20 protein-coding genes are annotated in these 24,956 nt (G+C 54.3%); 10 read left to right on the plus strand and 10 right to left on the minus strand.

What is annotated here, in order from left to right; genetic code table 11:
* Window positions 1–27: 27 nt before the first annotated feature.
* Complete coding sequence (gene trxB, locus OOJ60_RS02050; RefSeq protein ID WP_042288179.1) at window positions 28–996, minus strand: thioredoxin-disulfide reductase; 969 nt, start codon at window positions 994–996, stop codon at window positions 28–30.
* A gap of 544 nt (window positions 997–1,540) precedes the next feature.
* Here trxB and lrp point away from each other — a divergent pair.
* The 8 genes from lrp (at window position 1,541) to OOJ60_RS02090 (ending at window position 13,758) form a co-directional block, all read left to right on the plus strand.
* Window positions 1,541–2,035, plus strand: a complete 495-nt coding sequence (lrp, locus tag OOJ60_RS02055) for a leucine-responsive transcriptional regulator Lrp (RefSeq protein ID WP_000228469.1) — start codon at window positions 1,541–1,543, stop codon at window positions 2,033–2,035.
* A gap of 134 nt (window positions 2,036–2,169) precedes the next feature.
* Complete coding sequence (gene ftsK / locus OOJ60_RS02060) at window positions 2,170–6,093, plus strand: DNA translocase FtsK (RefSeq protein WP_205611844.1); 3,924 nt, start codon at window positions 2,170–2,172, stop codon at window positions 6,091–6,093.
* 145 nt (window positions 6,094–6,238) lie between these two features.
* Entirely contained in the window at window positions 6,239–6,850 is a 612-nt protein-coding gene (gene lolA / locus OOJ60_RS02065; protein WP_042288173.1) for an outer membrane lipoprotein chaperone LolA, read from the plus strand.
* An 8-nt stretch (window positions 6,851–6,858) separates the two neighbouring features.
* Window positions 6,859–8,202 (plus strand): replication-associated recombination protein RarA, encoded by a 1,344-nt coding sequence (rarA, locus tag OOJ60_RS02070; RefSeq protein ID WP_042288172.1) that lies wholly within the window; start codon window positions 6,859–6,861, stop codon window positions 8,200–8,202.
* 91 nt (window positions 8,203–8,293) lie between these two features.
* Window positions 8,294–9,586 (plus strand): serine--tRNA ligase, encoded by a 1,293-nt coding sequence (serS, locus tag OOJ60_RS02075; RefSeq protein ID WP_205611845.1) that lies wholly within the window; start codon window positions 8,294–8,296, stop codon window positions 9,584–9,586.
* Between the two features lie 234 nt (window positions 9,587–9,820).
* Complete coding sequence (gene dmsA / locus OOJ60_RS02080; protein WP_205611846.1) at window positions 9,821–12,265, plus strand: dimethylsulfoxide reductase subunit A; 2,445 nt, start codon at window positions 9,821–9,823, stop codon at window positions 12,263–12,265.
* Window positions 12,266–12,275: 10 nt separating this feature from the next.
* Window positions 12,276–12,893 (plus strand): dimethylsulfoxide reductase iron-sulfur subunit DmsB, encoded by a 618-nt coding sequence (dmsB, locus tag OOJ60_RS02085; protein WP_181821597.1) that lies wholly within the window; start codon window positions 12,276–12,278, stop codon window positions 12,891–12,893.
* A gap of 1 nt (window position 12,894) precedes the next feature.
* Window positions 12,895–13,758 (plus strand): dimethyl sulfoxide reductase anchor subunit family protein, encoded by an 864-nt coding sequence (locus tag OOJ60_RS02090; RefSeq protein WP_042288164.1) that lies wholly within the window; start codon window positions 12,895–12,897, stop codon window positions 13,756–13,758.
* Between the two features lie 73 nt (window positions 13,759–13,831).
* Here the strand turns inward: OOJ60_RS02090 and ycaC are convergent, their stop codons facing one another.
* The gene (gene ycaC / locus OOJ60_RS02095) at window positions 13,832–14,458 is read right to left on the minus strand and encodes an isochorismate family cysteine hydrolase YcaC (protein WP_042288161.1); all 627 of its coding nucleotides are present in this window, start codon (window positions 14,456–14,458) and stop codon (window positions 13,832–13,834) included.
* A gap of 313 nt (window positions 14,459–14,771) precedes the next feature.
* On the opposite strand from ycaC, the gene OOJ60_RS02100 reads away from it, so the two are divergent.
* Window positions 14,772–15,920, plus strand: coding sequence for an MFS transporter (locus OOJ60_RS02100; protein WP_205611847.1), 1,149 nt, complete (start codon window positions 14,772–14,774; stop codon window positions 15,918–15,920).
* Between the two features lie 42 nt (window positions 15,921–15,962).
* On the opposite strand, the gene OOJ60_RS02105 is transcribed toward OOJ60_RS02100, so the two are convergent.
* From OOJ60_RS02105 to OOJ60_RS02125, 5 genes are all read right to left on the minus strand, one after another.
* The gene (locus OOJ60_RS02105; protein WP_205611848.1) at window positions 15,963–16,400 is read right to left on the minus strand and encodes a PTS sugar transporter subunit IIA; all 438 of its coding nucleotides are present in this window, start codon (window positions 16,398–16,400) and stop codon (window positions 15,963–15,965) included.
* A 75-nt stretch (window positions 16,401–16,475) separates the two neighbouring features.
* Window positions 16,476–17,387, minus strand: a complete 912-nt coding sequence (locus OOJ60_RS02110; RefSeq protein WP_205611849.1) for a transketolase family protein — start codon at window positions 17,385–17,387, stop codon at window positions 16,476–16,478.
* Window positions 17,384–18,184 carry a transketolase gene (locus OOJ60_RS02115; RefSeq protein ID WP_205611850.1) on the minus strand — a complete coding sequence of 267 codons (801 nt, stop codon included), beginning with the start codon at window positions 18,182–18,184 and terminating at the stop codon, window positions 17,384–17,386. Before OOJ60_RS02115 ends, OOJ60_RS02110 begins: the two co-directional genes overlap by 4 nt.
* A 12-nt stretch (window positions 18,185–18,196) precedes the next feature.
* Window positions 18,197–19,462 carry a PTS ascorbate transporter subunit IIC gene (locus tag OOJ60_RS02120; RefSeq protein WP_205611851.1) on the minus strand — a complete coding sequence of 422 codons (1,266 nt, stop codon included), beginning with the start codon at window positions 19,460–19,462 and terminating at the stop codon, window positions 18,197–18,199.
* A 17-nt stretch (window positions 19,463–19,479) separates the two neighbouring features.
* Window positions 19,480–19,755 carry a PTS sugar transporter subunit IIB gene (locus tag OOJ60_RS02125; RefSeq protein ID WP_181821585.1) on the minus strand — a complete coding sequence of 92 codons (276 nt, stop codon included), beginning with the start codon at window positions 19,753–19,755 and terminating at the stop codon, window positions 19,480–19,482.
* Between the two features lie 121 nt (window positions 19,756–19,876).
* Here OOJ60_RS02125 and OOJ60_RS02130 point away from each other — a divergent pair, with 121 nt between their 5' ends.
* Window positions 19,877–20,725: a MurR/RpiR family transcriptional regulator gene (locus OOJ60_RS02130; RefSeq protein WP_205611852.1), complete on the plus strand. Its 849-nt coding sequence runs from the start codon at window positions 19,877–19,879 to the stop codon at window positions 20,723–20,725.
* A 70-nt stretch (window positions 20,726–20,795) separates the two neighbouring features.
* On the opposite strand, the gene pflA is transcribed toward OOJ60_RS02130, so the two are convergent.
* The 3 genes from pflA to focA form a co-directional block, all read right to left on the minus strand.
* Window positions 20,796–21,536, minus strand: coding sequence for a pyruvate formate lyase 1-activating protein (gene pflA / locus OOJ60_RS02135; protein WP_042288154.1), 741 nt, complete (start codon window positions 21,534–21,536; stop codon window positions 20,796–20,798).
* A 190-nt stretch (window positions 21,537–21,726) separates the two neighbouring features.
* Entirely contained in the window at window positions 21,727–24,009 is a 2,283-nt protein-coding gene (pflB, locus tag OOJ60_RS02140; protein ID WP_042288152.1) for a formate C-acetyltransferase, read from the minus strand.
* 57 nt (window positions 24,010–24,066) lie between these two features.
* On the minus strand, window positions 24,067–24,924 hold the full coding sequence (gene focA, locus OOJ60_RS02145) for a formate transporter FocA (RefSeq protein WP_042288150.1): 858 nt from the start codon (window positions 24,922–24,924) through the stop codon (window positions 24,067–24,069).
* Window positions 24,925–24,956 lie beyond the last annotated feature (32 nt).

The following is a 24,956-nucleotide window of genomic DNA, read 5'->3' on the forward strand; positions in this document are numbered from 1 at the left end:
TTTACTTTTGTTACTGATTTGTAAAACTTATTTGCACGCGTCGGCTAAACCGTCGAGATAGCGTTCGGCATCCAGCGCAGCCATACAGCCAGTACCCGCCGAGGTGATCGCCTGACGATAAATGTGATCCATTACGTCGCCTGCCGCGAAAACACCCGGGACGCTGGTCTGCGTCGCGTTGCCGTGAATACCGGACTGCACTTTAATGTAACCATTTTCAAGTTCCAGTTGCCCCTCGAAAATCGCCGTGTTCGGGCTATGGCCGATCGCGACAAACAGACCCGCCACGTCCAGGGTTTCAATGTTGTCGGCATTCTGCGTGTCGCGCAGACGCAGCCCTGTTACGCCCATCTGGTCGCCGGTTACCTCTTCCAGAGTACGGTGGGTATGCAGCACGATATTGCCGTTTTCCACTTTATCCATCAGACGCTTGATCAGGATTTTTTCCGCACGGAAGCTGTCGCGACGGTGAATCAGGTGTACCTCAGCGGCGATGTTTGCCAGATACAGCGCCTCTTCAACGGCAGTATTGCCGCCACCGATAACCGCCACTTTCTGGTTGCGGTAGAAAAAACCGTCACAGGTGGCGCAGGCGGACACACCGCGGCCTTTGAACGCCTCTTCAGAAGGCAGACCGAGATAACGCGCGGACGCGCCGGTCGCAATAATCAGCGCATCGCAGGTGTATTCCGCACTGTCGCCCGTCAGACGAAAAGGACGATTTTGCAGATCCACCTTATTGATGTGATCGAAAATAATTTCGGTGTCGAATTTGGTTGCATGTTCATGCATGCGTTCCATCAGCAGCGGCCCGGTCAGATCGTTAGGATCGCCCGGCCAGTTCTCCACTTCCGTCGTGGTGGTCAGTTGACCGCCTTTTTCCATGCCGGTGATTAACACCGGCTGCAGGTTTGCGCGCGCGGCGTAGACCGCAGCGGTATATCCCGCCGGGCCGGAACCCAGGATAAGCAGTTTACTGTGTTTGGTCGTGCCCATGAGATCCCCATAGTTGTTGGCAGGCAATGGGCAGGATTGTAGGGAATTTACCGGCGTAAAAAAAGAGTGCAGCGATTTTGTTAACAATTTGTGTAATAGGGACGGACAATCGGTGCGCCGTTTTGCCGCAAGGGTATAACCAAATCTACTTAAAAGAGGTCAGTTATAAGGTGATAAAATGACGAATTGTCACCACTCGCAATGAATAACTGGCATGTTGTACTAAAAATCGATGTTTTACTTTGACAATCCCCTGCTGTTTTGCGAAAACATTCGAGGAAGAAAAAAACAGTGTTATGTGTGTGCTGCATAATCATGCATGTAAATACCATGTTTACCGGGCTAGCGAAATCTACGCATGGCGTGGACAGACGCCATTCGTGATGTCGATAGCTGCCTTCAGGCAACGGTCTTCTCACCACGGACGCAGGCTTGCGCGCCGCTAATCCCTCTGGGTTCGGTCTGTGGTGATGGGCATCGACTCTGAACATGATGTTTATAGAGTCAGGCAGGAGTAGGAAAGGAATACAGAGAGACAATAATAATGGTAGATAGCAAGAAGCGCCCTGGCAAAGATCTCGACCGTATCGATCGTAACATTCTTAATGAGCTGCAAAAGGATGGGCGTATTTCCAACGTCGAGCTTTCTAAACGAGTGGGTCTTTCCCCGACGCCGTGTCTTGAGCGTGTGCGTCGTCTGGAAAGACAGGGTTTCATTCAGGGCTATACGGCACTGTTAAACCCACATTATCTGGATGCATCACTTCTGGTATTTGTTGAGATTACTCTGAATCGTGGCGCGCCGGATGTGTTTGAACAATTTAACGCCGCTGTACAAAAACTTGAAGAGATTCAAGAGTGTCATTTGGTTTCAGGTGATTTCGACTACTTGTTGAAAACGCGTGTACCGGATATGTCAGCCTACCGTAAGCTGCTGGGTGAAACCCTGCTGCGACTGCCTGGCGTAAATGACACGCGTACCTATGTGGTGATGGAAGAAGTCAAACAGAGTAATCGTCTGGTTATTAAGACACGCTAATACGGAACAGGTGCAAAATCGGCGTATTTTGATTACACTCCTGTTAATCCATACAGCAACAGTGCCGGGGCAACCCGGTGCTGTTGTCCGTTTTAGCACCGGGCAGGAAAAGCCTGAAACCTGGAGAGCCTTTTTTGAGCCAGGAATACACTGAAGACAAAGAAGTCACATTGACAAAGTTAAGCAGCGGGCGCCGACTTCTGGAGGCGTTGCTCATCCTTATTGCGCTTTTTGCCGTCTGGCTGATGGCCGCCTTACTCAGCTTCAATCCTTCCGATCCCAGCTGGTCGCAAACGGCCTGGCATGAGCCTATCCACAATCTGGGGGGGATCCCCGGCGCGTGGCTGGCAGACACGTTATTCTTTATCTTCGGGGTCATGGCATACACCATCCCGGTGATCATTGTCGGCGGATGCTGGTTTGCCTGGCGGCACCAGGCCACCGATGACTATATCGACTATTTTGCCGTTTCGCTGCGACTGATCGGCGTTCTGGCGCTGATTCTGACCTCCTGCGGCCTCGCTGCAATTAATGCCGATGATATCTGGTATTTTGCTTCTGGCGGAGTGATCGGCAGCCTGCTGAGCACCACTCTGCAACCGTTGCTGCACAGTAGCGGCGGCACGATCGCGCTGCTGTGTATTTGGGCGGCGGGGTTAACGCTTTTTACCGGCTGGTCCTGGGTTACCATCGCTGAAAAAATCGGCGGCTGGCTGCTCAATATTCTGACTTTCGCCAGCAATCGCACCCGTCGTGACGATACCTGGGTGGAAGACGACTATGACGATGAAGACGAGTACGAAGACGAGGCCGAGGGTGTGCAGCGTGAATCTCGTCGCGCACGCATCCTGCGTGGCGCGCTGGCGCGACGTAAACGTCTGGCGGAGAAATTTATCAATCCTCATGGTCGTCAGACCGATGCGGCGCTGTTCTCCGGTAAACGTATGGATGACGAAGATGACATTGCCTGGAGCGCTCGCGGCGTACCGGCGGATCCTGGCGATGTTCTGTTCTCGGGGCATCGGGCAACCCAGCCGGACTATGACGAATTCGATCCCCTGTTAAACGGTCACTCCGTCACTGAACCCGTCGCCGCTGCCGCTGCGGCAACCGCCGCGACGCAGACTTGGGCTGCGCCTGCTGACCCGGTGATGCAAACGCCGCAGGTGCCAGGCGCGGAACCTGTCCCGACCCCGCCGACCGTGGAATGGCAACCTGTTCCCGGCCCGCAGACGGGCGAACCGGTGATTGCTCCTTCGCCGGACGGCTATCCGTCCCGGACGCCATCTCCTTCGCAAACAACGTCACATTACGCGCCGCAGCAGCCTGTACAACCTGAGCCGTCGTATTACGCGCCACAGCAGGTTACAGCCCCTTACGTTGAACCTGCCGCGCCGCAACCGCAGTGGCAGGAGCCGGAGCTGACGCAACCGCCAGAGCCGGTACAACCCGTTGCGTATCCGCCGCCGGTTCAGCAACCTGAGCCGGACTACGCCCATCAACCCGTGACAGCGACGCAGCCGACTGCCGAACCTGAGCCCGTGGTTGAAGAGACAAAACCCGCGCGTCCGCCGCTGTACTATTTTGAAGAAGTTGAGGAAAAACGCGCCCGCGAGCGTGAGCAGTTAGCCGCATGGTATCAGCCGATACCGGAACCGGTGAAAGAGCCTCAGCCGGTAAAACCCGCGGTTTCTGCTGCTGTTCCGCCAGTTGAATCGGCGGCGGTCGCGCCTGTCGCCGCTGGGGTTAAGGGCGCCACCCAGGCTGCCGGCGTATCCGCCGCCGCCGCGCCGGTATTTAGCCTAGCGAACGGCGGTGCGCCGCGTCCGCAGGTGAAAGAAGGTATTGGTCCCCAGTTGCCGCGTCCAAATCGTGTGCGTGTCCCGACGCGTCGTGAGCTGGCGTCGTATGGCATCAAGCTTCCTTCCCAGCGTATGGCCGAAGAGAGGGCGCGCGAAGCGGAGCTTCATGACGAGCACTATAGCGACGACGAAATTGACGCCATGCAGCAAGACGAACTGGCGCGTCAGTTCGCCCAGTCGCAGCAGAGCCGTTATGGCGAGACGTATCAGCACGATTCACAGCAGGCAGAAGATGATGATGCCGCGGCAGAAGCTGAGCTGGCCCGTCAGTTTGCTTCCTCGCAGCAACAGCGTTATTCCGGTGAACAGCCTGTCGGAGCGAACCCTTTCTCTCTGGACGATTTTGCCTTTTCGCCAATGAAAGCGCTGGTGGATGAAGGGCCGCATGAACCGTTGTTTACGCCGGGCGTGATGCCTGAACCGGCGCAGCCGCAACAACCAGTCGCGCCGCAGCAGCATTATCAACAACCGCAACAGCCGTTCGCGCCGCAGCAGCATTTTCAGCAACCGCAACAGCCAGTCGCGCCGCAGCAGCATTATCAACAACCGCAACAGCCAGTCGCGCCGCAGCAGCATTATCAGCAACCGCAGCAGCCGGTCGCGCCGCAGCAGCACTATCAGCAGCCGCAACAGCCGGTCGCGCAACAACCTCAGGAAAGCCTGATCCATCCGTTGTTGATGCGTAACGGTGACTGCCGTCCGTTGCAAAAACCGACTACGCCGCTGCCGTCGCTGGATCTGCTGACGCCGCCGCCGAGCGAAGTAGAACCTGTCGACACGTTTGCGCTGGAACAGATGGCGCGTCTGGTCGAAGCACGCCTGGCAGACTTCCGTATTAAAGCGGACGTGGTGAACTATTCACCTGGCCCGGTGATCACGCGTTTTGAGTTGAACCTGGCGCCGGGTGTTAAAGCCGCGCGTATTTCTAACCTCTCCCGCGACCTGGCGCGTTCGCTCTCGACCGTCGCGGTGCGCGTGGTCGAAGTGATTCCGGGCAAACCCTATGTGGGCCTGGAGCTGCCAAACAAGAAACGTCAGACCGTTTATTTGCGTGAGGTTCTGGATAACGCCAAATTCCGCGAAAATCCGTCACCGCTTACCGTGGTGTTGGGTAAAGACATTGCCGGCGATCCGGTGGTGGCCGATCTGGCGAAAATGCCGCATCTTCTGGTAGCAGGGACTACCGGGTCCGGTAAATCCGTTGGCGTTAACGCCATGATCCTGAGTATGTTGTACAAAGCGCAGCCGGAAGACGTACGCTTTATTATGATCGACCCGAAAATGCTCGAACTGTCGGTATATGAAGGGATCCCGCATCTGCTGACGGAAGTGGTGACCGATATGAAAGACGCCGCCAACGCGTTGCGCTGGAGCGTGAACGAGATGGAGCGTCGTTATAAACTGATGTCCGCGCTTGGCGTGCGTAACCTGGCCGGCTACAACGAGAAAATCGCTGAGGCGGCGCGGATGGGGCGTCCGATTCCGGATCCATACTGGAAGCCGGGCGACAGTATGGACGCTCAGCACCCGGTACTGGAAAAACTGCCGTACATTGTCGTGCTGGTCGATGAGTTCGCCGACCTGATGATGACCGTTGGTAAGAAAGTCGAGGAACTGATTGCCCGCCTGGCGCAAAAAGCGCGTGCGGCGGGGATTCACCTGGTGCTGGCGACGCAGCGTCCGTCCGTTGACGTGATTACCGGTCTGATCAAAGCCAACATCCCGACCCGTATCGCCTTTACGGTTTCCAGTAAAATTGATTCGCGCACCATTCTCGACCAGGGCGGCGCCGAATCTTTACTGGGAATGGGGGATATGCTTTATTCCGGGCCTAACTCCACCATGCCGGTACGCGTTCACGGCGCCTTTGTTCGTGACCAGGAAGTGCATGCCGTGGTCCAGGACTGGAAAGCGCGCGGTCGTCCACAATATGTCGACGGTATTACGTCCGACAGCGAAAGCGAAGGCGGCGGCGGTGGCTTTGACGGCGGCGAAGAGCTGGATCCGTTATTCGATCAGGCGGTCAACTTTGTGACTGAAAAACGCAAGGCTTCTATCTCAGGGGTACAGCGCCAGTTCCGTATCGGTTACAACCGTGCGGCGAGAATTATCGAACAGATGGAGGCGCAGGGGATCGTCAGCGAGCAGGGCCATAATGGTAACCGTGAAGTGCTGGCGCCGCCGCCCTTTGAGTAACTCTGTTGGCCGGATAAGTCGCAAGAGGCTATCCGGCCAATAACCACGAATTCAGTTTAATCTTCTTTCCTCACGCTGAATTTTGGCCTGGAATGGATAGCAGAAGGAACTCCCGGTCGGGAGTGACGTATTTTGAGGAATAACAATGAAAAAAATTGCCATCACCTGTGCTTTGCTTTCAGGGTTCGTTGTCAGTAGCGTTTGGGCAGATGCCGCGAGCGATCTGAAAAGCCGTCTGGATAAAGTGAGCAGCTTCCATGCCAGCTTCACGCAAAAAGTGACAGATGGCAGCGGCACCGCCGTTCAGGAAGGCCAGGGCGATCTGTGGGTAAAGCGTCCCAATCTGTTTAACTGGCATATGACGCAGCCTGACGAAAGTATTCTGGTGTCCGACGGTAAAACCCTGTGGTTTTACAACCCGTTCGTTGAGCAGGCTACCGCCACCTGGCTGAAAGACGCGACCGGCAATACGCCATTTATGCTCATTGCCCGTAACCAGTCCAGCGACTGGCAGCAGTATAATATCAAGCAAAATGGCGATGATTTTGTGCTGACGCCGAAAGCCAGCAACGGAAACCTGAAGCAGTTCACCATCAATGTGGGACGTGACGGGACGATTCATCAGTTCAGCGCCGTGGAACAGGACGACCAGCGCAGCAGTTACCAGCTGAAATCTCAGCAGAACGGCGCGGTCGACGCATCGAAATTTACCTTTACCCCACCGCAAGGCGTAACGGTAGACGACCAACGTAAGTAGAGGCATGAGTGAGCAATCTGTCGCTCGATTTTTCAGATAATACTTTTCAGCCACTGGCCGCGCGGATGCGGCCAGAAAATTTAGCGCAGTATATCGGCCAGCAGCATCTGCTGGCCGCAGGCAAGCCCTTGCCCCGCGCTATTGAAGCCGGGCATCTGCATTCCATGATCCTGTGGGGGCCGCCCGGGACCGGGAAAACCACTCTTGCCGAAGTGATTGCCCGTTACGCCGACGCTGACGTTGAGCGGATATCCGCCGTTACGTCCGGCGTCAAAGAGATCCGCGAAGCCATTGAACGCGCGCGGCAAAATCGAAATGCCGGGCGTCGTACAATCCTGTTTGTCGACGAAGTTCATCGCTTCAACAAAAGCCAACAGGACGCCTTTTTGCCGCATATTGAAGACGGCACTATTACCTTTATTGGCGCGACAACGGAAAACCCGTCTTTTGAGTTGAATTCCGCATTGCTTTCCCGTGCGCGTGTCTATCTGCTGAAATCGTTGACGACCGGAGACATCGAACAGGTTCTCACTCAGGCGATGGAGGATAAAGCCCGTGGCTACGGGGGACAGGATATCGTGCTGCCGGATGAAACGCGTCGGGCGATTGCTGAACTGGTCAACGGTGATGCCCGTCGGGCGTTGAATACGCTGGAAATGATGGCTGATATGGCGGAAGTCGACGACAGCGGTAAACGCGTTCTCCTTCCTGCATTGCTGACCGAGATTGCCGGAGAGCGTAGCGCCCGTTTTGACAATAAGGGCGATCGTTTTTACGATTTGATTTCCGCGCTGCATAAGTCGGTGCGCGGCAGCGCGCCGGATGCGGCGCTCTACTGGTATGCGCGTATCATCACCGCGGGCGGCGATCCGTTGTATGTTGCGCGCCGCTGCCTGGCTATCGCCTCAGAAGATGTCGGCAATGCCGATCCGCGTGCGATGCAGGTCGCGATTTCCGCATGGGACTGCTTTACTCGCGTTGGTCCAGCAGAAGGCGAGCGCGCCATTGCGCAGGCGATTGTGTATCTTGCCTGCGCGCCGAAAAGTAATGCGGTCTATACCGCCTTCAAAGCGGCCATGTCGGATGCCAGAGAACGGCCGGACTACGATGTGCCTGTCCATCTGCGCAATGCGCCGACGAAGCTGATGAAGGAGATGGGCTACGGTCAGGAATACCGTTATGCCCACGACGAGCCGAATGCCTACGCCGCGGGCGAAGAATATTTTCCTCAGGAAATGGCACAAACGCGTTATTATCATCCCACCAACAGAGGTCTTGAGGGCAAGATTGGCGAAAAGCTCGCCTGGCTCGCCGGACAGGATCAAAATAGCCCTATAAAACGCTACCGTTAGTGCAGGCGTTGCGGTAATGTTGGCACTGTATCCCTGTGACTGCAGGCTGTGGTCACATTTCCTCTTTTAATTCGATAAGCACAGGATAAGCATGCTCGATCCCAATCTGCTGCGTAATGAGCCAGACGCAGTCGCTGAAAAACTGGCACGCCGGGGCTTTAAGCTGGATGTAGATAAGCTGCGCGCTCTTGAAGAGCGTCGTAAAGTTTTGCAGGTCAATACGGAAAACCTGCAGGCAGAGCGTAACTCTCGATCGAAATCCATCGGCCAGGCAAAAGCGCGCGGGGAAGATATCGAGCCTTTACGTCTGGAAGTGAACAAGCTTGGTGAAGAGCTGGACGCAGCGAAAGCCGAACTGGACGTTCTGCAGGCTGAGATCCGTGATATCGCGCTGAACATTCCAAACCTGCCTGCTGACGAAGTGCCGGTGGGGAAAGATGAAAACGACAACGTTGAAGTCAGCCGCTGGGGTACCCCGCGCGAGTTTGATTTCGACGTGCGCGATCACGTCACGCTGGGTGAAATGCATACCGGTCTTGATTTTGCCGCTGCCGTGAAGCTGACGGGTTCGCGTTTTGTGGTCATGAAAGGGCAGATTGCCCGTATGCACCGTGCGCTTTCTCAGTTCATGCTTGATCTGCACACTGAACAGCATGGTTATAGCGAAAATTACGTTCCGTATCTGGTTAACCACGACACGCTGTACGGCACCGGACAGTTGCCGAAGTTTGCCGGCGATCTGTTCCATACCCGTCCGCTGGAAGAAGAAGCGGACAGCAGCAACTATGCGCTGATCCCAACGGCGGAAGTGCCGCTGACCAACCTGGTGCGTGATGAAATCATCGACGAAGATCAGCTGCCGATCAAAATGACCGCGCACACGCCGTGCTTCCGTTCCGAAGCCGGTTCATATGGTCGCGATACCCGTGGTCTGATCCGTATGCACCAGTTCGACAAAGTAGAAATGGTGCAGATCGTCCGTCCGGAAGATTCCATGGCGGCGCTGGAAGAGATGACCGGCCACGCCGAAAAAGTGCTGCAGTTGCTGGGTCTGCCGTATCGTAAGATTATCCTTTGCACGGGGGATATGGGTTTTGGCGCCTGCAAAACTTACGATCTGGAAGTGTGGATCCCGGCGCAGAAGACCTATCGCGAAATCTCTTCCTGCTCGAACGTCTGGGACTTCCAGGCACGCCGTATGCAGGCACGCTGCCGCAGTAAGTCCGACAAAAAGACCCGTCTGGTACATACCCTGAACGGTTCTGGTCTGGCGGTAGGACGTACGCTGGTTGCGGTGATGGAAAACTATCAGCAGGCTGATGGCCGCATTCAGGTGCCGGAAGTACTGCGTCCATATATGAACGGACTGGAATATATTGGCTGATAGTTACGCCATCCTTCCCTAAAAAAGCGCCTGATGGCGCTTTTTTTGTGCCTGTTTGACACCGGACAATAATTCATACTCCCTACGGAGTAATACTACCTTCGAATGAAATTCAGCATTTTTCGCTGTCATCCTACTATTTCGTTGTATATGTAACTATATAGCGTCGCATTCATATTCAAATAATAACGTTAATTTTTGCACTTTTACTGTGAGCAAGCAGAGTGAGCCATTATGAAAACTAAGATCCCCGATGCCGTTATGGCAGCTGAGGTGAGTCGTCGTGGTTTAGTAAAAACGACGGCCATAGGCGGTCTGGCAATGGCCAGCAGCGCGTTTACCCTGCCATTTACCCGAATCGCTAACGCCGCCGAAGCCATCAGCCCGGCGCAGGCCAGCGAAAAAGTTATCTGGAGCGCGTGTACCGTGAACTGCGGCAGCCGTTGCCCGCTGCGTATGCATGTGGTGGATGGCGAAATCAAATACGTTGAAACAGACAATACCGGCGATGATCGCTACGATGGTCTGCATCAGGTAAGGGCGTGCCTGCGTGGGCGTTCAATGCGTCGTCGCGTTTATAATCCGGATCGTCTTAAGTATCCAATGAAGCGCGTTGGCAAACGCGGTGAAGGAAAGTTTGAACGCATCAGTTGGGATGAAGCCTACGACATCATCGCCAGCAATATGCAGCGGCTGATCAAAGAGTACGGTAACGAATCCATCTATCTGAACTACGGTACCGGGACGTTGGGCGGCACGTTAACCCGTTCATGGCCGCCAGGGAAAACGCTGGTCGCGCGTTTGATGAACTGCTGTGGCGGCTACCTCAACCACTACGGCGATTACTCTTCAGCCCAGATAGCCGCCGGTCTGAACTACACCTATGGCGGGTGGGCCGACGGAAACAGCCCATCCGACATTGAAAACAGTAAACTGGTTGTACTGTTTGGCAATAACCCAGGTGAAACGCGCATGAGCGGCGGTGGGGTAACCTACTACCTTGAGCAGGCGCGACAGAAGTCTAACGCCCGGATGATTATTATCGATCCGCGCTATACCGATACCGGCGCGGGTCGTGAAGATGAGTGGATCCCGATTCGTCCGGGAACCGACGCCGCGCTGGTGAATGCGCTGGCGTATGTACTGATTACCGAAAACATGGTCGATCAGCCGTTCCTCGACAAATACTGCGTGGGCTACGATGAAAAAACGCTGCCCGCCAGCGCGCCGAAAAACGGTCATTACAAAGCCTATATTCTGGGGGAAGGTAAAGACGGCATAGCCAAAACGCCTGAATGGGCGGCGCAGATCACCGGCATTCCGGCAGACCGCATCGTCAAACTGGCGCGTGAAATCGGCAGCGCTAAGCCTGCTTATATCAGCCAGGGGTGGGGGCCGCAGCGCCACGCGAACGGTGAAATCGCGACCCGTGCGATCTCCATGCTGGCGATCCTGACCGGCAACGTCGGCATTAACGGCGGCAACAGCGGCGCGCGTGAAGGCTCTTACTCGCTGCCGTTTGAGCGGATGCCGACGCTGGAAAATCCGGTTGAAACCAGTATCTCCATGTTTATGTGGACCGATGCGATCGAACGTGGCCCGGAAATGACCGCGCTGCGTGACGGCGTGCGCGGCAAAGATAAACTGGACGTGCCGATTAAAATGATCTGGAACTATGCAGGTAACTGCCTGATCAACCAGCATTCAGAAATCAACCGCACCCATGAAATCCTGCAGGACGACAAGAAGTGCGAAATGATTGTCGTCATTGACTGTCATATGACCTCGTCGGCGAAATACGCCGATATTCTGCTGCCGGACTGCACGGCTTCTGAGCAGATGGACTTCGCGCTGGATGCCTCCTGCGGCAACATGTCCTACGTTATCTTCGCTGACCAGGCCATCAAGCCGCGCTTTGAGTGCAAGACCATCTACCAGATGACCAGCGAGCTGGCGAAGCGTCTGGGCGTGGAGGCGCAGTTCACCGAGGGGCGCACGCAGGAAGAGTGGATGCGTCATCTGTACGAGCAGTCGCGTAAAGCGATTCCCGATCTGCCGACCTTTGAAGCGTTCCGCAAGCAGGGCATCTTTAAACAGCGCGATCCGCAAGGGCATCACGTGGCGTATAAAGCCTTCCGTGAAGACCCGCAGGCGAACCCGCTGACCACCCCGTCGGGCAAAATCGAAATCTACTCGCAGGAACTGGCCGAGATAGCTGCGACCTGGGAGTTGCCGGAAGGGGACGTGATCGATCCATTACCGATCTACACCCCGGGCTTTGAGAATTACAACGATCCGCTGACGAAAGACTATCCGTTACAGCTGACGGGCTTCCACTATAAGTCTCGCGTCCACTCCACCTATGGCAACGTTGAGGTGCTGAAAGCGGCCTGCCGCCAGGAAATGTGGATCAACCCGCTTGATGCTCAGAAGCGCGGTATCAGCAATGGCGATAAGGTGCGTATTTTCAACGGTCGAGGCGAGCTGCACATTGAGGCGAAAGTCACGCCGCGCATGATGCCGGGCGTCGTCGCGTTAGGGGAAGGGGCGTGGTACGACCCGGATGCAAAACGCATCGATCAGGGCGGTTGTATCAACGTGCTGACCACCCAGCGTCCGTCTCCTCTTGCTAAGGGGAACCCGTCACATACGAACCTTGTTCAGGTTGAGAAGGTGTAAGGAGTAGCCGATGACAACCCAGTATGGATTTTTTATTGATTCCAGCCGTTGCACCGGTTGCAAAACCTGCGAACTGGCCTGTAAAGATTATAAAGACTTAACCCCGGACGTCAGCTTCCGGCGCATCTACGAGTATGCAGGCGGCGACTGGCAGGAGGATAACGGCGTCTGGCACCAGAACGTCTTTGCCTACTATTTATCCATTTCGTGTAACCATTGTGAAGACCCTGCCTGTACCAAGGTGTGCCCAAGCGGGGCGATGCATAAACGGGAAGACGGTTTTGTGGTGGTCGATGAAGATGTGTGCATTGGCTGCCGCTACTGCCATATGGCTTGCCCGTACGGCGCGCCACAATACAATGCCGCCAAAGGTCATATGACCAAATGCGACGGCTGCCATGACCGTGTGGCGGAAGGTAAAAAACCGATCTGTGTGGAATCCTGTCCGCTGCGCGCGCTGGACTTCGGTCCGATTGATGAACTGCGTAAAAAACACGGCGATCTGGCCGCTGTCGCTCCGCTGCCGGGGGCGCATTTCACTAAACCTAATATTGTAATCAAACCTAACGCCAACAGCCGCCCGACGGGAGACACCACGGGTTATCTGGCCAATCCGAAGGAGGTGTAAGATGGGAAGTGGATGGCATGAATGGCCGCTAATGATCTTCACGGTCTTCGGGCAGTGTGTAGTCGGTGGCTTTATCGTTCTGGCGCTGGCGCTGATCAAAGGCGACCTGCGCGCAGAGACGCAGCAGCGGGTGATCCGCTGTATGTTTGCGTTATGGGTACTGATGGGGATTGGTTTTATCGCCTCCATGCTGCACCTCGGCTCGCCGATGCGCGCGTTTAATTCGCTGAATCGCGTAGGGTCGTCGGCGCTGAGTAATGAAATCGCCAGCGGCTCTGTTTTCTTTGCGATTGGCGGTATCGGCTGGCTGCTGGCCGTGATGAAAAAGCTCTCTCCGGCGTTACGCACAGTGTGGCTGATCGTCACCATGATTCTGGGCGTGATATTTGTCTGGATGATGGTTCGCGTTTATAACAGCATCGATACCGTACCGACCTGGTACAGCCTCTGGACGCCGATGGGCTTCTTCCTGACGCTGTTTTTGGGGGGGCCGCTGCTCGGTTATCTGCTGCTGCGCGTGGCTGACGTCGATGGCTGGGCGATGCGTCTGCTGCCTGCGGTTTCACTGCTGGCGCTGGTTGTGAGCGCGGTTATGTCGGTGATGCAAGGCGCCGAGCTGGCGACTATCCATAGCTCCATTCAACAGGCGTCGGCGCTGGTGCCGGATTACGGTTCGCTGATGGCCTGGCGCATAGTTGTTCTCACCGTGGCGCTCTGCTGCTGGATTGTGCCGCAGTTGAAAGGCTACCAGCCGGCGGTACCGCTGCTTTCGGTAGCATTTGTTCTGCTGTTGGTCGGTGAACTGATTGGCCGCGGCGTGTTCTACGGTCTGCATATGACCGTGGGCGTAGCGGTAGCCAGTTAACGTACAGGGAATTACCGGATGGCGACAACGCCATCCGGCTCTCTCACCAAACCGGGGCGTTGACCCCGGTTTTCTATTTCTGCTTCGTCAGGGTATCGTAGCTGGTCATCAGGTTACGGTAATCCGGAATATGATTTGAGAACAGCGTCGCCAGCCCCTCAATGTCATTGCGCCAGTCGCGATGAAGCTCGCAGGCGACGCCAAACCATGTCATTAACTGCGCGCCAGCCTGCGACATTCGATCCCACGCCGACAGGCGGGTAATGTCATTGAACGTGCCCGAGGCATCGGTCACCACAAAAACGTCAAACCCTTCCTCAATAGCCGAAAGCGCCGGGAACGCCACGCAAACCTCAGTGACTACACCGGCAATGATCAACTGTTTTTTCCCTGTCGCCTTCACGGCGTTGACAAAGTCTTCGTTATCCCAGGCGTTGATATTGCCGGGACGCGCAATGTAGGGGGCGTCCGGAAACTGCGCCTTCAGTTCGGGGACCAGCGGCCCGTTTGGACCCGTTTCAAAACTGGTTGTCAGGATAGTCGGCAGCTTAAAATATTTGGCTAAATCACCGAGGGCGAGAACGTTATTCTTGAATTTATCGGGATCGATATCCCTGACCAGTGAGAGCAATCCGGCCTGGTGATCGACCAGAAGAACCGCAGCATCATTTTTATCGAGACGAACATAAGGCTTAGCCATTTCTTCTCCTTGAGAGAGTCAGCGAAACACCCGAAACCAACCGGGTGCGGGAGGTTCACTCAAAGCATAGAACGGAAAAAAAATTGTTGGTGGGACTATGAGATTTTTCGACCAAACGACGCGGCGCCTTTTAGCGATAAATCAATAAAAACAGCCACCTGAGTGGGACGCTGTGGTCAGAATACATTTTCTCAATCAATAAATTGAATCGAACCATAAAAAGGGCCGTCAGGCCGCGGTTTCAGCCGATTGACAATGTTTTTGTTGGTGGCATGATGCGCGTGAAATTTGAACTTCCTCACGGTTTATACTCATGTCCACCTATACCCGGCCCGTCATGCTTTTGCTGTCTGGCCTGCTTTTGTTGACCCTGGCGATCGCGGTGCTGAACACGCTCGTCCCGCTCTGGCTCGCTCAGGAAAACCTGCCGACCTGGCAGGTGGGCATTATCAGTTCGTCTTATTTCACCGGGAATCTGGTGGGTACGTTACTGACGGGCTATTTAATTAAACATCTCGGGTTTAACCGTAGCTATTACCTCGCTTCGCTGATTTTTGCCGCTGGCTGTGTGGGGCTTGGGGTAATGGTCGGATTCTGGAGCTGGCTGGTCTGGCGCTTCGTGGCGGGCGTGGGCTGCGCCATGATCTGGGTGGTGGTGGAAAGTGCGCTGATGTGCAGCGGCACCTCACGCAATCGTGGTCGCCTGCTGGCGGCTTATATGATGGTTTACTACGTGGGGACATTCCTCGGTCAGTTGTTGGTCAGCAAAGTGTCCACGGAGCTGATGAATGTGTTGCCGTGGGTAACGGGTATGGTACTGGCGGCGATTTTACCGCTGCTCTTCACGCGTATTCTGAATCAACAGTCGGAAGAACACAGCGCCACACCTGTTACGTCGATGCTCAGGCTGCGTCAGGCGCGTCTGGGGGTGAACGGTTGTATTATCTCCGGAATTGTTCTCGGCTCCCTGTACGGTCTGATGCCGCTATATTTGAATCACCAGGGGATAAGCAACGCCAGCATCGGTTTCTGGATGGCGGTGCTGGTTAGCGCCGGGATCCTGGGACAGTGGCCGATCGGACGTCTGGCCGATAAGTTTGGTCGCCTGTTGGTTCTGCGCGTTCAGGTCTTCGTGGTGATCCTCGGCAGTATCGCGATGCTCAGCCAGGCCGCGATGGCCCCCGCGTTGTTTATTCTGGGGGCGGCAGGTTTTACCCTCTATCCGGTGGCGATGGCATGGGCATGTGAAAAAGTGGAACAGCATCAGCTTGTGGCGATGAACCAGGCATTGCTGTTGAGCTACACCGTGGGCAGCCTGTTAGGGCCCTCCTTCACCGCGATGTTAATGCAGAATTATTCCGATAATCTGCTGTTTATTATGATTGCCAGCGTCTCGTTTATTTATTTACTGATGCTGCTGCGTAATGCCGGGCACACGCCGAACCCGGTGGCTCACGTTTAATGACGCAGTGATCGCCAGCGGACTTGCTCTGCTGGCGGTTGTTCAGACCGAACCGAGCACAGTACGCAGCTGCGCCGAACAGGTGATATGAGTCAACTGCTGCAGACGCTCTGCTTCCTCAAGCCAGCAGACCAGTTGCTGAATCTTTTCGATATGACGGGTACTGTCGACGGCAGCCAGCACGACGACCAACCGCACATCGGGGTAACCCGGAAAACACACCGCCTCTTTTACACACAGCAGCGACAAGTGCGTTTCATTACTGATTACGCCCTCTTCCGGACGTGCATGGGGCAGGGCAAACTCGGGCGTTAACAGGTACCACGGGCCTTGCTTTTCGGTTTCACGAACGATCGCCTGCGCATAATTAGCTGTCACCAGTCCCTGCTGCTCCAGCGGTGAGCAGGCGAGCATAATAGCCTGTTGCCAGCTGTGGCAACGTACATAAAACTGGCTGGCTACAAAGAGGGGATGCTTCATCGTTAACTCCTTACTCCGCGATGTCGGATGACGACCTTATGACTTCAGGCTGCGCCATCCGACTCGCGAGCTTCCTTAACGCAGTACCTGATACAGCGCCGATGCTGAAATTCCGTACTTCTCTTTTAGCTGGCGACTGTTACCTGACTCCGTGAACATGTCCCGCGTACCGAGTCGGCTTAAGCGCGTGGGTATGCCTTCCTCAGCCAGCACTTCTGCAACTTGTCCCCCCAGTCCACCCGTTATGCTGTGGTTTTCGATGGTTGCGATGTGCGGACACTCCGCGGTCAGTTGCAGAAAGCGTTCACGGTTAAAAGGTTTCAGCGTGGCGACATGGATCAGTTTGCCTCGCTTACCCGCTGCGCATAACTGTGCGTAACCTTCACTTGCCTGTTCCAGAACGGTGCCTTCGTAGAGGATCGCAAAATCGTTGCCGGAATCTTCTACAGCGGCTATGTCAGCGATGCGGGGGACGCGAGATTTATCACGGACAGGCATAGGTTCACGCGCGACGCGGATATAAACGGGACCGTGGATCGTAGCCGCTTGTTCAAACGCTGCCTCAATTTCCTCAGCATCACCCGGCGTCAGAATGGTTATCCCCGGCAGTACCCGCGTCAGCGCCAGGTCTTCCAACGCATGATGCGAAGCGCCGTCAGGCCCATCATCCATGCCGGGATGACTACCAACCAGCTTGATATTGGCGTTGGCATAGCAGGCCTGGCGTAACTGTGTCCAGGCGGTACCGGTGACAAACATCGCAAAATTAACGTAGAACGGAATATTTCCTTCCAGGGCCTGACCGGTAGCAAAACTCATGGCGGAGCCTTCAGCAATGCCCATTTCGAAAAACGCGTCGGGGCAGACCTGCTGAAACTGGTCGGTTCGGGTTGAACTCGCAAGGTCGCTGTCGATAACGACAACGGGATAGCCTTTTGCTTTCAGGGCAAGCAGGGCGTTGCCAATCTCGTCGCGGGGTGCTTTCATGACCGTAACTCCTCCATTGCCTGCTGGTATTGTTCTGCCGTCGGGGTTTTAGAGTGCCAGTCCCCGTTGTTTTCCATATAACTCACGCCGAAGCCTTTAATGGTATGGGCGATGATGGCGACCGGTTTGCCTTTCAAATGACGTGAGAGCAGAAATGTGTCGGCGACCTGATGCATATCGTTGCCATTCTGCAGCTCCAGTACGTGCCAGCCAAACGCGCGAATTTTGTCGGCAAGAGGCTCCAGGTTGATCACCTGATTCACCGGATCGTGTGAAGAGAAACCGTTGTAGTCAATGACGGCGACCAGATTATCCATTCGCATATGGGCAGCCTGTTGTAGGGATTCCCAGATCTGGCCTTCGTGCATCTCGCCATCGCCGAGAATGGCGAAGACGCGATGCGGATCCTGACGGCGTTTTTTTGCCGCAGCCATTCCCAGCGCCACCGACAGGCCCTGACCCAGCAGACCGGTAGTGGCATCGACGTCCGGCAGCGACTTCACGCTTGGATGGCCCTGAAGACGTGAGTTGATCTGGCGAAAGGTGGCAAACTCAGTGCGGGCGATTTTACCCAACTGATACAGCATGACGTACTGGGCTGCAACGGCATGGCCTTTACTCATCACCACCCTTGCCCGGGGCGTAATATTCAGGTCAATCTCCTGATGATAAAGCCAGGTCAGAATGTCGATAATGGAAAGCGCGCCGCCTGGGTGACCAATGCCGGATTCATAAATCATGGTCACAATATCGCGACGTGCGGCGCGGGCATGGGACTTCAGTTCATTAATAGTCATATTCACTCCTTATCAGGGCAGCATTTTGCCGATGTAATAGACCACCAGACCAAGCGCAACGAAGTCTGTTTCCGGGAAGCTGGTGCCTGAAAGCCCCACCGATTCCATGATGGGATAGATCAGTGCGGGGCCGATGCCGATGAGAATGCCGGTGATAAAACTGCCTGCCACGGCGCCTTTCCAGCCGCCAGAAGCATTGCCGAACACGGCAGCGGTCGCGCCAATAAAGAAGTAAGGGATCGCGACGGGAATGATCACCGTTTGCCCCACCAGCGCGAGAAGCCCCATCACGACGAGTCCCCCGACAAACGAAGAGATAAAGCCAAGGACAGTGGCGGTGGGCGCGTAAGGGAACACGACCGGACAGTCGAGCGCCGGTTTCGCGTTGGGAATGAATTTTTCAGAGATCCCGAGAAATGCCGGCACGATTTCTGAGAGCAGCAGGCGAACCCCGGTAATGATGATGTACAGTGAAGCGGTAAACGTCAGCGACTGAAACAGGGGGTAAACCAGCCAGTGCATTCCGCCCGCGACGGCGGACACTGCGCTTTTACCGGCCGCCAGCGCCGCGATGTAATAGAAGATACTGACCGAAATTGAGACGGAGACAATATAGTCTTTAAAAATCCCCAGCCAGCCGGGCAGATTTAGCTTTTCGGTCGACTCTTTCGGATCGCCAACTTTCGAGCCGATCCAGCCCGAGGCGGCATAGGCCAGCGTAACGTAATGCCCCATTGCGATCTCATCATTGCCGGTGATTTTTCGCATCCAGGGCTGTGCAATCGCCGGGTAAATACAGGCGGCCAACCCCAGCAGCACCGACCCGACGATAATCGTAATGCCATCGCTATAGCCCAGCGCTTTCAACGTGACGGTCAGCAACGCTGAGAGGTACAGATTATGCTGTCCGGTCAGAAAGATATATTTGAAGGGGGTCAGGCGGGCGAAAAGCAGGTTCCAGCCAAAACCAATCACCATAATCAGCGACACGCACATCGCAAACTTGGTTTGCGCCAGTCCGGTTAGCGCTTCTGCCAAAGGCATTACCCCTTTCAACCCAAAACCATCGCTGAACAACGTCTGGAAATTGCCCAAAGAGGTTACCGCCAGCCCGGCCCCGCCGGCAAAAACCAGAAAGCCGACAATGGTTATGAAGGTGCCGGACAGCACTTTTTCGATGGGCTTACGTTGGATTAACAGGCCGATTAATGCAATAAATCCAACTAAGAGTGGGGTTACACCTAAAATGTCGAATACAATAAACCTGAGGAGATCCATATTGCCTCCGAAAGAGGTTAGTTGCTCTGAATTACGCTGGTGAGCGCAGTTTCCATTTCTTCGCTATTCATCAAGTCGGTTATGCCGATTGCTTTGAATCCGGCAGCTTCGATTTCATCGGTGAGGTCGCGCATGGTGATAACAAAGTCAATGCCTTGCCAGGTGGCAAGTCCGGACAATACGTCATGTTCGAGTTCAATATCCCAGCCGTGTTTATCGATGATTTTTTGTGCTTTGATTTTGAGCATCAAAGAACTGCCCATGCCAGTGCGACAGACAATAAGACCCTTCATACGCTTTCTCCTGTGGTGTAAAAATAATTATTTTTCTTGATGATTTAGTGAAAAAAATTATTATCCATTCACCGTGTTGAAAGATGTGATTGTGTTTGCATTTTGAGCAAAAAGGCGAAAAATGAGTCAGATTGATACTAACTTGCTGATAAATATCAGAAATGAATCCTCGGGGCTGAGCCCGATTCTGGAAAAGGTGGGCCGTTTTGTGACGGAGAACCCTGATTTTGTGATGCGGCATACCATTACCGAGCTAGCGGATTCCATCGAAACCAGTGAGGGAAGTATCACCCGTTTTTGCCGCGCGTTCGGCTTTAAAGGCTTTTCCGACTTCCGAACGGCACTGGCGCTTGAGCAGGGGGCAACGCGTCCTGATGAACAGGGAAATGAGGAGATCGCGGCTGTGGTGTCGAGTATTCGCGACAGCCACGCCATCCTTAATCAACAAGAGCTGTATGCTGCCGCTGCGTGGCTTAATACGGTAACCAATGTCGCGATTTACGCCGTTGGCGCTGCCGTACCCGTTGCGCTGTTTTTGCAAATGAACCTGATCAAAATGGGCAAAGCGGCGAGTTTCGTGGATCGTTTTTATCTCGCCACGTCATCCATTATGGTCGACCCGCAGAGTCAGGGGATTATTGTGGTTCATACCGGAGAGTCGTCAGCGGACATGATGCAAGCCCTGACGCTGGCGAAGCAGCAGAATGTGCGAATTCTTTCCCTAACCCGCGGCACGATAGCGCCGTTGAGTCGTCTTTCCGACTGGAATCTGCAGGCGGCGGTGGCGTTGAAAGGGGAAGGTGAGTACGGTTTTGCAGAAATAGCCGGTGCGATGCTTGTTGCAGACCGACTGCTCAATGCCCTGGAAGCACAGGATGAACGCTATGCTGAGTGCCGCAAAGCGCATCAGAAAAGTATTTTCTCAATTGAAAGCGTGGCGAATAAACTTTCGCAATATTTTATGTCGTAGCCGGGGCGGGCGCGCCAGATGGCGCAGCGCTTATCGGGCCTACTGGCGTAGGCCCAAACGCGTCAATGAGTTAGTACATCACCTTATGACCGTACTGCTCCAGAATGCCTTTCACGCGTTCCATGGTCTCTTTTTTCGGCGGTTTTACGCCGTCCAGTTTGTACTCTTCACCCATCGCCACCCATTTGTGCTTGCCTAACTCATGATAGGGCAGCAGCTCGATTTTCTCGACGTTACCCATATCGCGGGTAAACTCGCCCAGGCGATGCGCGGAGTCGTCGTCGTCGGACCAGCCTGGCACCACAACGTAGCGGATCCAGACCTTAACCTCTTTTTTCGCCAGATACCGGGCAAACTCGAGCGTGCGGTGGTTTGATACGCCCACCAGGTTCTGGTGGATTTCGTCGTTCATCTGCTTAAGGTCGAGCATCACCAGATCGGTCACTTCCAGCAGTTCATCAATAACCGGATCGTAACGGCGGACAAAGCCGTTGGTGTCCAGGCAGGTATGAATGCCTTCTTTTTTACAGGCGCGGAACCAGTCGCGAACAAATTCCGCCTGCAGGATCGCTTCGCCGCCAGATGCCGTTACGCCGCCGCCAGAAGCATTCATAAAGTGGCGATAGGTCACCACCTCTTTCATCAGTTCTTCAACGGTAACTTCTTTACCGCCGTGGGTATCCCACGTATCGCGGTTATGGCAATACAGGCAGCGCATCAGGCAGCCCTGGAAGAAGGTAATAAAGCGAATGCCCGGGCCGTCAACGGTACCACAGGATTCAAAGGAGTGAATGCGACCAATAACTGACATTGCGGTGTTTCTCCAGATGTGGCCCATCCGGGGCCGTGTTGGCGCACAGCTCATGGGCTGTGTCGAGTCTGTTTTGGCAGATACCCAAAGTATAGATAGCTGACAAACCAGGCTGTGAGGCGGGCTATTTGCTAAAAAGGCCCCACTTACGTGGAGCCTTTATTCTACGCTTTTTCAGTCAGACAGGGAATTACATGGTCTGAGTGAAAGTACGGGTGATAACGTCCTGCTGCTGTTCTTTCGTCAGGGAGTTAAAACGTACTGCGTAACCTGATACACGAATGGTCAGCTGCGGATATTTTTCCGGATGTTCCATCGCGTCGAGCAGCATTTCACGGTTCATGACGTTCACGTTCAGGTGCTGACCACCTTCGATGGACGCTTCGTGATGGAAGTAACCATCCATCAGACCCGCCAGGTTAGTCTTACGAACTTCGTCGTCTTTACCCAGTGCGTTCGGTACGATAGAGAAGGTGTAAGAGATACCATCTTTCGCGTAAGCAAACGGCAGTTTAGCCACGGAGGTCAGAGAGGCAACCGCACCTTTCTGGTCACGACCGTGCATCGGGTTAGCACCTGGTCCGAACGGCGCGCCAGCACGACGACCGTCTGGGGTGTTACCGGTTTTCTTACCATACACAACGTTAGAGGTGATGGTCAGCACAGACTGAGTCGGGATAGCGTTACGGTAGGTAGTGAGTTTCTGAATTTTCTTCATGAAACGTTCTACCAGGTCAACCGCCATGTCATCAACGCGAGCGTCGTTGTTACCAAACTGCGGGTATTCGCCTTCGATTTCGAAGTCGATAGCCAGACCGTCTTCGTCACGAATCGGTTTCACTTTCGCATATTTGATAGCAGACAGGGAGTCAGCCGCAACGGACAGACCTGCGATACCGCATGCCATGGTGCGAACCACGTCACGGTCGTGCAGCGCCATCAGAGAGGCTTCGTAGCTGTACTTGTCGTGCATGTAGTGGATTACGTTCAGCGCGGTGACATACTGCTTAGCCAGCCAGTCCATGAAGTGATCCATACGGTCCATCACTTCGTCAAAGTTCAGAACATCGCCTTTGATCGGTTCAGATTTCGGACCCACCTGCATTTTCAGTTTTTCATCAACGCCGCCGTTGATTGCGTACAGCATGGTTTTCGCCAGGTTTGCACGCGCACCGAAGAACTGCATTTGTTTACCCACAACCATCGGGCTTACGCAGCATGCGATAGCGTAGTCGTCGTTGTTGAAGTCCGGACGCATCAGGTCATCGTTCTCGTACTGCAGAGAAGAGGTGTCGATGGACACTTTAGCGGCGAATTTCTTGAAGTTCAGCGGCAGTTTTTCAGACCACAGAACGGTGATGTTCGGCTCCGGAGAAGGACCCATGGTGTACAGGGTGTTCAGGAAGCGGAAGCTGTTTTTGGTAACCAGAGTACGGCCATCTACGCCCATACCACCGATAGATTCTGTTGCCCAGATCGGGTCGCCAGAGAACAGTTCATCATATTCCGGGGTACGCAGGAAGCGAACCATACGCAGTTTCATGACCAGGTGGTCAATCATTTCCTGAGCGTCTTGCTCGGTGATTTTGCCCGCTTTCAGGTCACGTTCAATGTACGCATCCAGGAAGGTGGAGACACGACCGAAGGACATTGCCGCGCCGTTCTGAGACTTAACGGCAGCCAGGTAGCCGAAGTAGGTCCACTGGATAGCTTCCTGAGCGTTGGTAGCCGGACCAGAGATATCGCAGCCGTATTTCGCCGCCATCTCTTTGATCTGACCCAGCGCGCGGTGCTGTTCAGCGATTTCTTCACGCAGACGAATCGTCGCTTCCAGGTTTACGCCATTCTCCAGGTCAGACTGCAGAGAGGTAAACTGCGCGAATTTATCTTTCATCAGGTAGTCGATACCGTACAGCGCAACGCGACGGTAGTCACCGATGATACGACCACGGCCATATGCGTCTGGCAGACCGGTCAGAACACCGGATTTACGGCAACGCAGGATGTCCGGAGTATAAACGTCGAACACGCCCTGGTTGTGCGTTTTACGGTATTCAGTGAAGATTTTTTTCAGCATCGGGTCCAGCTCGCGATTGTACGCTTTGCAGGAACCTTCAACCATTTTGATACCGCCGAACGGGATGATCGCACGTTTCAGCGGCGCTTCAGTCTGCAGACCAACGATTTTCTCAAGAGCTTTGTTAATGTAGCCAGCGTCGTGAGAAGTGATGGTAGAAGCAACAGAGGTGTCAAAGTCAACAGGCGCGTGAGTGCGGTTTTCCTGTTTAACGCCTTCCATTACGCTGTCCCACAGCGCTGTGGTGGCTTCAGTCGCGCCAGCCAGGAAGGACTCGTCACCCTCATACGGAGTGTAGTTTTTCTGGATGAAGTCACGGACGTTTACTTCATTCTGCCAGTCACCTTTGGTAAAACCTTCCCAGGCTGTGGCTAACTTTTCATTAAGCTCGGACATGTAACACCTACCTTCTTAAGTGGATTTTTTATTTACTGCGCAGTGCGAAAATCAGAATTAATGATGATCGTTGCCGCGCAGATAAATGACCCAGTATGTCAACCCGACCAACAAACCGCCGCCGATAATGTTACCGATCGTAACCGGAATCAGGTTATCAGTGATGAAGTTCATCACGGTCAGGTGAGAAAAACTTTCCGGAGTAGACCCAACAGCGGTCCAGAATTCCGGTGTGGCGAAATCACGGATAACAATACCCATCGGGATCATAAACATGTTTGCGATACTGTGCTCAAAACCGCTGGCAACAAACATGGCGACCGGTAAAACCATGATAAACGCTTTATCCATCAGGCTACGACCTGAATAGCTCATCCATACGGCCAGGCACACCATCAGGTTAGCGAGGATGCCGAGACAGACGGCTTCAATAAAAGTATGGTGCATTTTGTGGTCGGCGGTTTGCAGAACATTGAGTCCCCATTGACCATTGGCGGTCATATACTCGCCGGAAAGCCACATCAATAGCACAAAGAGCAGGCAACCCACCAGGTTACCAAAATAGACATTCAGCCAGTTTTTCGCTAACTGGCCCCAGGTAATACGCCCACTGGCTTTGGCAACAACAATCAAAACGGTGGAGGTAAAGAGGTCAGCGCCGCAAATTACGCAAAGGATCAACCCCAAAGAGAAGCAGATACCGCCAATCAGTTTCGCCATACCAAAGGGCATCGTACCCGTGCCGGTCGTCGCAGTGATATAGAAAACAAAGGCGATGGAGATAAATACACCGGCGGTAATCGCCAGGTAGAAAGTCTTAAGCGGATGTTTCGTTGCTTTATAGACACCTGCTTCCTCGGCCACTTTGGCCATTGCAGCAGGGAGTAAAAGATCAAAAGGGTTGTCAGCTTTCACACTAACTCTCTCTTTATTAAGTCGGCGACGAG

Origin of the sequence: Citrobacter sp. R4 (genome assembly GCF_026719175.1) — a bacterium.
GTDB classification, from domain to species: domain Bacteria; phylum Pseudomonadota; class Gammaproteobacteria; order Enterobacterales; family Enterobacteriaceae; genus Citrobacter_A; species Citrobacter_A sedlakii.

Excerpts from the sequence above, each read along its gene's own strand:
- lrp (WP_000228469.1), top strand. The coding sequence starts at position 1,541 with ATGGTAGATAGCAAGAAGCGCCCTGGCAAAGATCTCGACCGTATCGAT.
- OOJ60_RS02115 (WP_205611850.1), bottom strand. The coding sequence starts at position 18,184 with ATGACTATTAATGAACTGAAGTCCCATGCCCGCGCCGCACGTCGCGAT.
- dmsB (WP_181821597.1), top strand. The coding sequence starts at position 12,276 with ATGACAACCCAGTATGGATTTTTTATTGATTCCAGCCGTTGCACCGGT.
- ycaC (WP_042288161.1), bottom strand. The coding sequence starts at position 14,458 with ATGGCTAAGCCTTATGTTCGTCTCGATAAAAATGATGCTGCGGTTCTT.
- OOJ60_RS02125 (WP_181821585.1), bottom strand. The coding sequence starts at position 19,755 with ATGAAGGGTCTTATTGTCTGTCGCACTGGCATGGGCAGTTCTTTGATG.
- OOJ60_RS02090 (WP_042288164.1), top strand. The coding sequence starts at position 12,895 with ATGGGAAGTGGATGGCATGAATGGCCGCTAATGATCTTCACGGTCTTC.
- OOJ60_RS02110 (WP_205611849.1), bottom strand. The coding sequence starts at position 17,387 with ATGAAAGCACCCCGCGACGAGATTGGCAACGCCCTGCTTGCCCTGAAA.
- OOJ60_RS02130 (WP_205611852.1), top strand. The coding sequence starts at position 19,877 with ATGAGTCAGATTGATACTAACTTGCTGATAAATATCAGAAATGAATCC.
- OOJ60_RS02100 (WP_205611847.1), top strand. The coding sequence starts at position 14,772 with ATGTCCACCTATACCCGGCCCGTCATGCTTTTGCTGTCTGGCCTGCTT.
- trxB (WP_042288179.1), bottom strand. The coding sequence starts at position 996 with ATGGGCACGACCAAACACAGTAAACTGCTTATCCTGGGTTCCGGCCCG.
- lolA (WP_042288173.1), top strand. The coding sequence starts at position 6,239 with ATGAAAAAAATTGCCATCACCTGTGCTTTGCTTTCAGGGTTCGTTGTC.
- pflA (WP_042288154.1), bottom strand. The coding sequence starts at position 21,536 with ATGTCAGTTATTGGTCGCATTCACTCCTTTGAATCCTGTGGTACCGTT.
- serS (WP_205611845.1), top strand. The coding sequence starts at position 8,294 with ATGCTCGATCCCAATCTGCTGCGTAATGAGCCAGACGCAGTCGCTGAA.
- pflB (WP_042288152.1), bottom strand. The coding sequence starts at position 24,009 with ATGTCCGAGCTTAATGAAAAGTTAGCCACAGCCTGGGAAGGTTTTACC.
- OOJ60_RS02105 (WP_205611848.1), bottom strand. The coding sequence starts at position 16,400 with ATGAAGCATCCCCTCTTTGTAGCCAGCCAGTTTTATGTACGTTGCCAC.
- dmsA (WP_205611846.1), top strand. The coding sequence starts at position 9,821 with ATGAAAACTAAGATCCCCGATGCCGTTATGGCAGCTGAGGTGAGTCGT.
- OOJ60_RS02120 (WP_205611851.1), bottom strand. The coding sequence starts at position 19,462 with ATGGATCTCCTCAGGTTTATTGTATTCGACATTTTAGGTGTAACCCCA.